This window comes from Bacilli bacterium (assembly GCA_035326105.1).
In the GTDB taxonomy this organism is placed as follows: Bacteria; Bacillota_I; Bacilli_A; order RFN20; family CAG-826; genus UBA7706.
This window is the reverse complement of the sequence record DAOKYO010000002.1, coordinates 309,079-320,885: the sequence shown is the minus strand read 5'-3', so window position 1 is coordinate 320,885 and position 11,807 is coordinate 309,079. Positions and strand designations below refer to the sequence as shown.

Genomic DNA, 11,807 nt, shown 5'->3' with positions numbered 1-11,807 from the left:
AAGGAGATCATATGGGAAAATTTAAAAAAGGACTATTTGTTTTATTGGGCTTTTTAGTTGCTGCCGGTCTAGCTGGTGGCGCGAAAGTTCTTAATGATCATTACCATTGGACGGACATTTTCGGCTCTTCTAGCGAGACTACGAGCGATACCACAAGCGATGATTCTAGTGATAATACTAGTGAGGAAATCCCCCCAGTATCGCAGTTTCATGGCCGGCATGTATTAAGCGCTCTAGGAAGCGCCAATGGTGAAACTCTTACTGTAACCATTGAACCAGCTAACGCGAGCAATCAAAACTTACAATGGACATTTGATTGGGAAGATACTATTTCGGAAGATGTAAATGAATATCTAGCGGTAGAGCCCAGCGGATTAACGGCCTATGTTTATGCAATTAAGCCATGGAGCGGCAATATCATCATTACCGTTTCGCTTGAAGGCTTTAGTGATACGTGTACTGTTAATTACTATGAAGTAGCCGATGGACTTGTTATGAATGGTTATTCGACACAGACAGCTGGAGTAGGAACACAATCATTCACTGGTTCGTTTACAGAATTTACAGTTCAACCGGGAGCATATATCGGTCTCAATTTTACACCCACAAGTAGCGGTAATATTGACATTGATAACATGGCAATGGGCTATGAGATTGTTTCGGGCGATTCGATTGCGGCGGCTGAACAAATTGACCCGGCTGCTAGATTATTTAACTTTGAGGCCGTAGGTCCAGGAGATACGCTTATTCGTTTTTATGTTGAGGACGATCCAAGCATTAAATTTGAATTGACGATTACGGTATATCAAGCCGTAACCGGCATCAGTTTAGACCAGTCGACAATAGTCTTATAAACCCCCTTGTTAGGCTCTCATGATTTAACAATCATGGGAGCCATGATTGTTTAGAAATTAGAAAGGAGTGGAATCAATCGTGCCCAAAGTAATAACTATCATTTGTGCAATTATTCTAATAGGCTTTTCTAGTACATCAAGATCAGTGGATTTTAATTCACTTCCAGCAGCAGATTTTAATGGCCAACATGTGCTAAATGCAGTTGGCCAAGAAAATGGCATTGTGTTAAATGCTACAGTCCAACCTGCTGATGCAACCGATAAATATGTTGCATTTTCAACCGCGGATAAATTTAAAGTTAATTTTTCGCGTATAGATGACGATTCCATCCTTGTCTATGCGGTTACAAGTTTTACCGGGGGAGTACAAATAACTGCCTCAATAGGTGGTTATTCGGCCACTTGTATTTGTTCATACAATAATGGTTTCCCAGAAGGTTAAAAGGAGTTAATCATGGAAAAGAAGAAAAAAAATAATAAATGGATCTTCGCTTTATTTTTGGTCGTGGCAATAGCCACGCCGTCTGCCATATTAACTATTACGCGCAAAGGACATGAGGACGAGATTGATTACTCGTTAAATTCATATACGTTTCCGGAGACGGGCGAAGTGGCTAAAAAAAGAATTGTATTAAGCGCCCTTGATTTCCCAGACGGTCGCGCGATGTGGTCATTTCGTAAAGACAGTGTAACTTATCCAATTGAGAATTTTGAATATTATTCAACCGCCAAATTAACTGATTTATCGATTGAATTATATCCTAAAACATATTATCCGGATTCAACTGTAATTTACTTAAATTATCACAACATAGATGGAACATATTCGCGAGATATTAGGTTAAAAGTGCAATACATTGCCGTTAATTCTATTAATTTAGATCAAAACTCGCTTGAGTTTTAAAGGAGAAAAAATGAAAAAAATAATTAAATTATCCGCATTTGTTTGCATTGCCTCTTTAATGGGAATAAATGTTCTTTTAAAACCTGCAGTAGGGGTAAATGCATTAACCGGGGACATTATCCCGGATGCGGCCAATTACCTTAGATTATCAGAAGAAGAAGCTCCTGGTGTATGGATCCAAAATGATGAAAATACAGGGGAACGTCAGCCGATTATTTTTTTTAATACCAATCCTAGTTGGAATATTGTTGATATTGAAAGCATAAAATATCAATTTCGCGGTCCAGAAATGCTTCAACCTGTAACGGGAGAAGTAAATAAAGATGTTGATTATTCGTTTGTTGCACGTCGAGATCGCAAGTGGTGGATAGGAAGTATTGTTCAAACGTTTAACGTTGAATGGAACTATTATGAGTATGAACGAGATAGCGATTACTTTAATTCTACAGGACCAACGACAGTGGAAGAAATGGCACCCTGGGGCTCTTCTCCGGCTCGGAAAAAATATCGTTTCACAATACCAGAAATGGGAAAGACAGGCATTGTTCGCAAACTTTTCAATTTAGGAAATGAGATTGACTATCGAGACATCAATCAGTCAATACTTTATCAATATAAGAATTCGGCTGATGGTTATGCGGCATATCAAGACTTAATTAATTATTACAGTTCTAGTTTTGAATACTATCTCATCTTACCACTTACTACAACTAGCCAAGTGTCAATTGATTATCTTGCTTTAAATGCCATCGATGTGAATGGTAATCATATTACATCCGAATCGAATAATTATGAAAACAACGATGGATCTTTCGGATTTAATGTAATAAAGACTAATAATTCTTTAACAACAAATTCGGCTTTCTTTTTCCCTGGCAGTAATCAGTATCGTTTAACGGGAGTTGTAATGACCAATTATTCTGATAATGACGATACTAAAGATTATTCTGTTGTTCTGTATGCTGGCAATTTAGTTCATCAAAAGGAAATAATCGACACTGATGTATTAAGTTTTTCCACAACTATTCCCATCGAAAATGAGAAGTTGATAAGCTATTTATTTAACGGGGATAATAATTCAATTTTAATTGATATTCCCAATGAAGTAATTAATTGCAATATCAGTATTAGATACGAAAAAACAGATGAATTTATTGAAGGGACGATGGATCCTTTTGGGATGAATTTGCTGGATAATAATGGATACTATGGCATTGCGGGTTCTCTTCCTGAAGAAACAGATCCTAATGATACTAATTGGTGGAATAAATTTCTCGGTTGGCTTTCAAATGCCACGGGAATTAGTCTTCCTGATTTTCAAACTGCATTCAAGTGGACGGGTGTAGCTCTTATCGGCTTACTCGGTTTAGTATTGGTGGTTTATCTAATTCGTCCAATATTTAATGTGTTAAATGTTCTAAAAAAGAAGAAATAGGCAATGAACATAAAATTAAAGCATCCGTGGTTAAAACTTTTAGCATTGATAGGAGTAATAATACTTATCTCCTATTCAATTACTGCTTGCCAAATGGTGAATTCACACTCCGATAAAAGTTTACAAAATACTATGTGGCAAGCGACCAATAATAGTTTTATCTTGCGCTTTGACAGTGTTCAAGGCACGTTAATTGATAAAGACGAGATTAAGATGACACCATTTACCTTCAGTGAAGATTCGGGTTACGCTACAGTTTCATTTAATGATAAAGAATGGCAACTGGATCGTTTAACGGAATCGAAATTATATTGCCTTACACAAAACATAATTTATGAAAAAATTTAAAATAAAAATCAAATGGCCACAGATCCATTTCTATCACTATTTAACGCTTGTATTATTGTTGGCCATACTTATTACAATTGCCATCACTACAAACGCTCTACCGCGGTTGGGGCTATCTTTAGTTTACTTTGGAAAGGTGATTGGCCAGTGGTTCCTCTACATTATTGATGTAGTAAAAGAACCGGTTACTATCAATCCACCCGGATATATTGCCGGAGCCGGGATTGGCTCTTTCACCATACCAACCGATATAAAGGATTTGATATATCAATTAAACCTTTTTTCACTGGCTCTGTTTAATGGGACTGTTATCAAGACATTTTTGATAAAATCGCTGATATTTATTATTGATATTAGTAAGTGGCTAGTCTTTATTCCCTATCTTTTTTTAGTTGTATTTATAATCAAAAAATTAATGATGAAATCAACTGAAGGAGAAATCTGTCACGATTCAAAAGCCCTTAAAAGGTTTAAGCGATTTGAGTCTCGTTTTTTGACCCCAGTAAAGCAAAAACTAGAGGACTATATGGCTTTTTTAAGGCATTATAAGGCCTATTTAATTGCCAGCATAGTCTTGTTGACCCTTGCGTTTAATGTACTTGCTATCGCGTTGGACATTATCTCCTGGTATATTAATTTCACATGTACCTTTGATTTGGCTTCTATTCTCATCATTTTGGCATCGGTGATACTCGATATTATCCCTATTCTTTTTAAACTACACTGGTCATTGCTCTTAGTAATCGCAGTAATCATGTTCCAGTGGCTGCGGATTAAAGATGCCCGGCAAACAATCTCGGCCATGCAAGAGCATAATGTGGAAAAAGCGAGCGAGCTGAAAGTGGCAACGCTTGTCAGTGGTCCACCCGGCATCGGGAAAAATCTATTTGTGACATCGGTAGTTATTGATGCGGAAATGCTAATGCGTGATAAGGCCTTTTCTATCATCAAAAAATACCAGGCTTATTTCCCCTTTTTCCCATGGGCAAAGTTTGAAAATTGGCTAAACGATGAGATTTACAACCGACACACGGTTGTAAATCGCTCACAAATTAAAAAAGCCATAATGGAACGATGGAATGAATTCATTGATAAAGGATCCAATGACCTCATTTGGGGTTATGATTTTAATAAATATAAACTTGAGTTTTACGATGGATTAAGAGTTATAAGTCTTGTAGATGCACTAATCCCCTATGGCCAGGCTTATTTCCTTTACCGAGCGCCAAAAGCTCTTTCTGCTGGCAATTACTCCATTCAATTTAACTATCTTACATTAGATGGTTATTTCCCGTTGTATAGCTATCGCTACATCGATGTTGATAATCGTTCCTTACTGGAAGAACCCAAATTCGCAACTGATGCCAATTTTGACGACCGAAGGATTCTTAATAAAGTGAATCCGGGAGATAACGAAGGTTTTTTCCACATGGACGGGCAAGTCGAGTATTACACGGAGATTGATAAAGAAAGAGGCAACAAAGATGACTATGTCGGTATGGAAAAAAAGGATGCGTTATCTAACCAGCGCAACGATGGATTTAATAAATCTATAAAAGTTACTCGCCATGAGTATTCCATCGATGGCCAACCATTTTCCACATTGATTATGGACACGCAGCGCGAATCGTCCGTTAATGCGGATCTGCGCGATACATGCGAGGACAAAGTGCGTATAAAAAAACGGAGTGAACTGCAGACGGCCGTCCCTATGTTCTTTATCGACTATCTTTTAAATTCGCTTATTGTCGAACGTTACATAGCATTTTATTATCATTGGCGGAATATTCGGAACACTAATACTTTAACTATGTACCTTATTCAAAAGTTTATCCGGCCATTCCAGAACTATTATAGTCGGATTATAAATAAGTATTCATACCAGGAGATGAAGTATCGGCATGAGATTGGTGGTACTGTCAGCGAGCCGGGAGAGCGCACCGATCAGAAGTATTACTTTATATCTAAAAAACTGTTTGGCAATACGTACGCCACAGACTGCTATAGCGCGATTTTTGACAAGCAAAGAGAAGAAGCTACAGCCGGATTTTTGGATGCCCCAACCTATCAAACCTATAGAGCTAATATAGATGAACTTAATGCCCAAGATAGTTATTGGATACGCGAACTTGACACTTATGTAGCACAAGATAAGACATCAAGAAAAACAACGATTTATTTTATGAATGATAAAAATAACTAGATTTAGTTATCGCATAGTCAATGAAAGACAAATTAAGCCAAAAGTTAGATTATCTTTAAAAAATAGTTCGTCTAAGAAACGGCTTGGGCCACCATCTAAACCTAGGAACCATCGAAGAAATTCGGTGGTTTTCTTTTTTTCTAAAGCATAAAAAAAGGCGATTTTGTGCTAAATCGCCAAATGTCCGTGTGTCGGTTTTTATTTAACTTTCTTCATAAACTTATAATATCGCTTCCTTGATTCAACCAAATTAATATGAATCATTCTCTTCGCTACATAAACTGAAAGATTATTAGATGTCTATATATTTATTAAGCAAACATTTCTACGTCTTTGCCCATATTTTGTTGTGCTAAATATATGCTTGGGGTATATTTATATTAATACTAAGGGACACTCAAATAATTTAGTGCTTTGAAACATAACGGGGGTTATAAGCAATGAAGAAATCAAAAGCTAAAGCGATTGGATTGAAGTCAGTTTTAGTTACGACTAAAGGCGAAGTACTTGTTACTTCCTTTGGCAAAAAGGCGGAAGCCACGATTGAAAAGAAAATAATAAACAATAAGGTGGATAAAGAACATGACCCACCGACTTTTAGTCTTAATGTTGATAATTACGATTATAGATTAAAAAATAATACTGGAACTTTTTCGGCAGAAGTTGAAAATCCATTTCCTAAAAAGGAAAGCAATCGAAAAATTAGATGGAAGAATTGGCAAGAAGGGAAAAAGGAAAAGGGAGAGATTCCAACCATAAAAAGAACGATTGGAGATGATCAAATTTTTGCTAAAGCGGAGTTGGAAACAGAGTTTTTTGGCAAGCGGTATGAGGATAACATTCACATCCAAATTATTTACAATATATTGGATATTAGAAAAATACTTTCCCCCTACATCAATGATATTATTTATTCTATAAATAATTTAAATCGTGATTTAGATGTCGATGATGAAAAATCGGATATTTTTACGATTCGTTTTAGTGAAAATTATGAAAAGGCCAGCGATAGGATAAAGAATCTATTTGAAAAGTTTTATAATAGTATTTCAAAAAATGGATACTATTCTACTGTTTTTTATCATCAAGAAGGCGATAAATTTAAGTTTAAAAGTAAAATTGAGATATTTGATATTTTTAGACTATTAAGTGCGATTAGACAAGATGCCATGCATAGCTCAATAAGAAATAAAAATTGTGAATATAATGTTTTTTTTGATGAGAAAATGCTTCCTAATGATTTAAAAGTTGTTCTTGATGGGTTATATTCACAAAAAGTTTATGAAACGAATAAAAGTTTTATCGAGTTAAATAAGAGAGCAAACTTTTCTATTTTAGATAACCTCTATCCTGATGAAAAAAACAAAGAAGCACTCTATCGCTTATTTTATGACTTTAATGTAAGGCAAGAGAATCTTAACTTAGGTTTTTCTATAAAGCGAATTCGCGAATGTTTACTTACAATAACCGATTATTCTGAGATAAAAAACAAGGATTTTGATAGCGAAAGAAGCAAATTGTATCATTTTTTTGATTTTGCTCTATATAAATACTATCTTAGCAACAATAAAATCGTTGATATCTTTGTCGAAAAGCTGCGCCAGAACATGACTGAGGAAGGAAAAGACGAACTATACGTTGAGCAAGCGAATGAAGTGGCTAAGATTTTACATGATGAAGTTATTGATAGACTTTTGCCAATGATGAATGGAGACGTTATAAAACAATTAAATAGTGACTCGTCGAAATCTAAAATTACTGATGAAATAATTCAAAGAATTAGAATAAATGATTCGGTTACTTACTTTACTAAGTTGCTCTATTTTATGACTTTGTTTTTAGACGACAAAGAGACCAATGATATGCTTGCCAATATCACCAATAAATTTGATAACATTGAATCCTTTATTCAGGTTTACAAAAATAAGGATAATGAAATATTAGATGATGGGCTAAGCGACTTGCAAAATATGTATAAGGGTCACAAACTAAAGAAGGACAATCCGCAGATTGTTTTTAGTGGCAAGTATGCACTTTTTAATAAAAATAATGAAATTGCCAATGAACTGCGTATTTTGAAGTCAATTTCACGTTTTAAGCCGGCAGCATTTATAACTCGCCAGATGATTCTTGATGCCGCCTATCTATTAGGATATAAGGAAGATCAAAACAGTGATCAAGTACTCACGAAGAAACTGAAGTTAGATGATGAAGGGAGTAAGGGTGCCCGAAATTTCTTGATTAATAATGTTGTTAAATCGAGACGATTTATCTATATCGCCCGGCACGTAAATCCTCGGAAAATTTGTGTAGTGGCACAAAATGAACATGTGGTTAGGCTGGTACTAGAAAGACTTCCTCTTGAGCAGCTAACGCGTTACTATCAGGCAATTACTGGACTAGATTTAAAAGCACCACCTAAAATGATTGATAAACTGGTTCAAGAAATAAAATCAGTTAATCTAGAATCTTTTATCGATATCGACAATAAGGCATTATCTAGAGATAAGCAAATTATTAAAGAGCAAAAAAAGACTATAATTGGTTTATATTTAACAGTATTGTATCTTGTCTACAAGAATCTTGTTAATGTAAATTCGCGGTATGCAATTGCTATTCATACCCTGGAACGAGACTATGATATTAAATTTTCTAACGAAGAATTTGATTTTAAAAAACTAGATAATCAGTTGAAACTTTCAAATCTATTTATTGAAAAAGGATACTTAAAAAAGAAACAAAGAGAAATATTGCAAAAAAATATAAGCGGATTAAGTAATGGAAGATTTTTTTCCTTCTATAGGAATCAAATCGCTCATTTGAACACGATTAGGAATTTAGATAAATACATATCTAATGTTAAAGACATTAAAACATATTTTGGTTTATATCACTTTATCAGTCAGGCATTACTTTGTGCTAAAATAATGGAGCATTGCAAAGGCGACAATTCATTTCTTTTTAATTCAATTAAAGAATCTCAAAGAAGAGGTAAGTACTCAAAGGATGCTTTACACATTATTCATGTTCCCTTTGGATATAATCAAGCAAGATACAAGAATTTAAGTATTGAAGTCTTGTTTGATAAAAACAAATAACCTCATTTTGAGGTGCAACACCTGTGTAAAATTACATAGGTCTAAAACAATTGGAACGTATAGACCGTGCTGGCAGAAGTGCAACACCTGTGTAAAATTACATAGGTCTAAAACCACTTTAACATCCAACTCTTTTACCACTATGTGCAACACCTGTGTAAAATTACATAGGTCTAAAACTTTGTTCTCCCAACGAACAGCAACAATTTTGTGCAACACCTGTGTAAAATTACATAGGTCTAAAACCGTTTGTAGTTGACTTAGTGTTAATTTTGCGTGCAACACCTGTGTAAAATTACATAGGTCTAAAACTTTAAGATTTGCATAATACCTTTTATAAAAGTGCAACACCTGTGTAAAATTACATAGGTCTAAAACAGAGATGTTCAGCCTTAATTGGCTGCGGAAGTGCAACACCTGTGTAAAATTACATAGGTCTAAAACTCCTACAAGATTTTTGTAGTCTACGATTGAGTGCAACACCTGTGTAAAATTACATAGGTCTAAAACATGTTAAGGTTGCAACGTCACTGCTTCCAAGTGCAACACCTGTGTAAAATTACATAGGTCTAAAACCGCCTCAGGCATTGTCAAATCCATGTAGTAGTGCAACACCTGTGTAAAATTACATAGGTCTAAAACTCCGTACATAGAGCCACCAGTGTGTATTAGAAAGAGTTTTGTTGAATGATTTATAAGTGGTAGTCAAATTTGTATGCAAAAAAAATTAGCACAATTTGCCATGCTGAAATGAAGACTTACATTATAAGTACTTAGCGCCTAAATTTAGTTCTTTCAATAGAGTTAAATTATTTATTGCCTTTAACTAATTTTTCACCAAGAAAATGATGACAAATTAAGCCGAAAGTTAAACTATCTTTAAAAAATAGTTCGTCTAAGAATCGGCTTGGGCCACCATCTAAATCTTACTTTGGTAGTAAAAAACTACTAAAATCAACGAAAATTCGCTCAAAATGGGCGAATTTTTATTAAAAAGAGGCTATTTTGAAGAAATGATATTCTCCAAGATAGCTTTTTTTATTTCCATAGTTTAAAAATAAAATCTCATAACAAGGGCACGAACCTAGTATGAAAGAAAATATTAAATTGTCTTTTTTCCGTTTCCAACACGTAATTCTACAGACGATTCTAAAATCATAGCCTGAATGAAATTATCTTTTATTAGATTTATATTTATTCTAATTCGTCCATCTTGTTCAATAATGACATTTCGGACAAGTGTTTTAAAAGAATCTATATTCTCCATTGGCTTGAATGTTTTAATCTGACGAACAAAAGTTGTTATATTTCTTTGGGCATCCGACAATAAAGCTCTTTCTTTCAGCAACTTAGTTTTATCGTTTTTCTCAAGCAGAAGATCGGCCTCACATTTATCTAATGCGTCATTAACCGTCTCAAAGAAGGAATAACCATTGTAGAGAAAAGTGATAATTCACTTAATGCTTTATTCATGATTGCGAAAAGGTTTTTGATTGTTATGCTCACACGATTTAATTTTAATCTATCATAGTAATAGAGAGTTGGTATTTCATATTCTCTTTTAGATCTTTCCACGATTCACCTTTAATCGCATAACCGTATAAACGAGAAGTAAGGTTTCCACCTTTTCTTATCTTCCGTTTAATACTCCAAAGCACATTTTGTGAAATATTGTTTGATACCACTTCAGCGTGTGTTGCAAGAATCGTGAGAACCATTTCAATTGAAGAATCAAAGGTTGAAATATTTTCCTTTTGGAATATTACCTCAACATAATTAAGTTTAAGAGAGCGGATAATATTTATGGTTCCGATAAGATTACGGCCAAACCGCGTAATAGATTTAGTCACAATGACATCGATTTCGCCCATAAACGCTAACTCTAACATAGTCGTGAATTCTTCACGATGTTTTATATCTCGACCGCTTTTACAATCTTTAAAGATACCGATGAATTCATATCTAGGATTAATCCGAATTGATTTTTCTAATTCACTGAATTGCAAGCGGTACGATGAATCTTGGTGTTCATCCGCTGTTGAAACACGTGCATCGGTGACAACACGCTTAAGTACCGATGGGTTTGTCAGTGCTTTAATTGTTTTAACTTTTGATTGTTCATAATTAATCATAGAGTTTCACCTCATAAAAGATTGCTTTGTTTATTGCATTGCATATATACATCTTGCTAAGAATCGATTCTCCTTGAATGATTTCCTTATATGAACTAATTAAGGAAGGACGACCCTTTTTTGAAGAAATAACAAAAGTGACTATTTGTTCATCGGCAATGACTAATGAATAGATATCCTTTATCAAAACTGAAGATTCGCTAAATTGTTCGTCTTTTACTAACGACTTTATGTATTGAAGACGTACAGAAGAGGTGGCGCTAAAGACCAAGGAACAATGTATGGCTATGCTGAAAGCGGCACAGAAGAATTAATGCCACTACCAATCGTTTTATCAAGGAAACTTGCCGTAGCGCCTGATGAACTAAACACTAAAGCACCGCTCTTCTTTGGAAAAGACGGTAAATGCCAAATTAGTGTTGAATACAAGGAAGATAAACCGGTTGCCACTACTGTGATCGTTGTTTCAGTCCAAACAAGGATCGGAATAACCAAAGCAAGTCACAAACCCTTTATTTATAAAGTAATCCACCAAACAATGCCGAAAGAACTTCTTACACACGATACAAAAATCTTAATCAATCCTACTGGAGAACTTGTTAAGGGTGGAAGTTACGCTGATAGTGGACTTACAGGTCGCAAACTACAATGCGATAGTTATTGGGGACTTGCACTCCACGGTGGCGGTGCTTGGAGTGGCAAGGACTTAACCAAAGTTGATAGAAGTGCAAGTTACTAAGCTAGATACATTGCCAAGAACATTGTCGCAAGTGGAATCGCTAAAAAGTGTGAAATAGGGATTGCATACGCCTATTGGGATTAATATACCAGTC

9 protein-coding genes, 1 pseudogene and 1 CRISPR repeat array are annotated in these 11,807 nt (G+C 35.0%); of the genes and pseudogenes, 8 read left to right on the top strand and 2 right to left on the bottom strand.

Going from position 1 to position 11,807, the window contains the following annotated elements; translation table 11 throughout:
- Positions 1-11 precede the first annotated feature (11 nt).
- From PKC96_05745 to cas13d, 7 genes are all read left to right on the top strand, one after another.
- Positions 12-854 (top strand): hypothetical protein, encoded by an 843-nt coding sequence (locus tag PKC96_05745; GenBank protein ID HMM00827.1) that lies wholly within the window; start codon positions 12-14, stop codon positions 852-854.
- Between the two features lie 79 nt (positions 855-933).
- Positions 934-1,296 carry a hypothetical protein gene (locus PKC96_05740; GenBank protein ID HMM00826.1) on the top strand — a complete coding sequence of 121 codons (363 nt, stop codon included), beginning with the start codon at positions 934-936 and terminating at the stop codon, positions 1,294-1,296.
- A 12-nt stretch (positions 1,297-1,308) separates the two neighbouring features.
- Positions 1,309-1,758, top strand: a complete 450-nt coding sequence (locus PKC96_05735) for a hypothetical protein (protein HMM00825.1) — start codon at positions 1,309-1,311, stop codon at positions 1,756-1,758.
- 10 nt (positions 1,759-1,768) lie between these two features.
- A complete protein-coding gene (locus tag PKC96_05730; GenBank protein ID HMM00824.1) occupies positions 1,769-3,193 on the top strand; it encodes a hypothetical protein in 1,425 nt (474 codons plus the stop codon).
- Between the two features lie 3 nt (positions 3,194-3,196).
- Positions 3,197-3,541, top strand: coding sequence for a hypothetical protein (locus tag PKC96_05725; protein ID HMM00823.1), 345 nt, complete (start codon positions 3,197-3,199; stop codon positions 3,539-3,541).
- Positions 3,528-5,744: a hypothetical protein gene (locus PKC96_05720; GenBank protein ID HMM00822.1), complete on the top strand. Its 2,217-nt coding sequence runs from the start codon at positions 3,528-3,530 to the stop codon at positions 5,742-5,744. The genes PKC96_05725 and PKC96_05720 overlap by 14 nt, the downstream gene beginning before the upstream one ends.
- Positions 5,745-6,184: 440 nt before the next feature.
- The gene (gene cas13d, locus PKC96_05715) at positions 6,185-8,842 is read left to right on the top strand and encodes a type VI-D CRISPR-associated RNA-guided ribonuclease Cas13d (GenBank protein HMM00821.1); all 2,658 of its coding nucleotides are present in this window, start codon (positions 6,185-6,187) and stop codon (positions 8,840-8,842) included.
- 12 nt (positions 8,843-8,854) lie between these two features.
- Positions 8,855-9,484: direct repeats of the CRISPR family, unit length 36 nt; unit sequence GTGCAACACCTGTGTAAAATTACATAGGTCTAAAAC.
- A gap of 460 nt (positions 9,485-9,944) precedes the next feature.
- Here the strand turns inward: cas13d and PKC96_05710 are convergent.
- On the bottom strand, positions 9,945-10,190 hold the full coding sequence (locus PKC96_05710; protein ID HMM00820.1) for a hypothetical protein: 246 nt from the start codon (positions 10,188-10,190) through the stop codon (positions 9,945-9,947).
- Between the two features lie 169 nt (positions 10,191-10,359).
- Positions 10,360-10,974, bottom strand: a complete 615-nt coding sequence (locus PKC96_05705) for a recombinase family protein (GenBank protein ID HMM00819.1) — start codon at positions 10,972-10,974, stop codon at positions 10,360-10,362.
- A 235-nt stretch (positions 10,975-11,209) separates the two neighbouring features.
- Between PKC96_05705 and PKC96_05700 the strand changes: the two are divergent.
- A pseudogene (locus tag PKC96_05700) lies at positions 11,210-11,797 on the top strand (methionine adenosyltransferase domain-containing protein).
- The last annotated feature ends 10 nt before the right edge of the window (positions 11,798-11,807 follow it).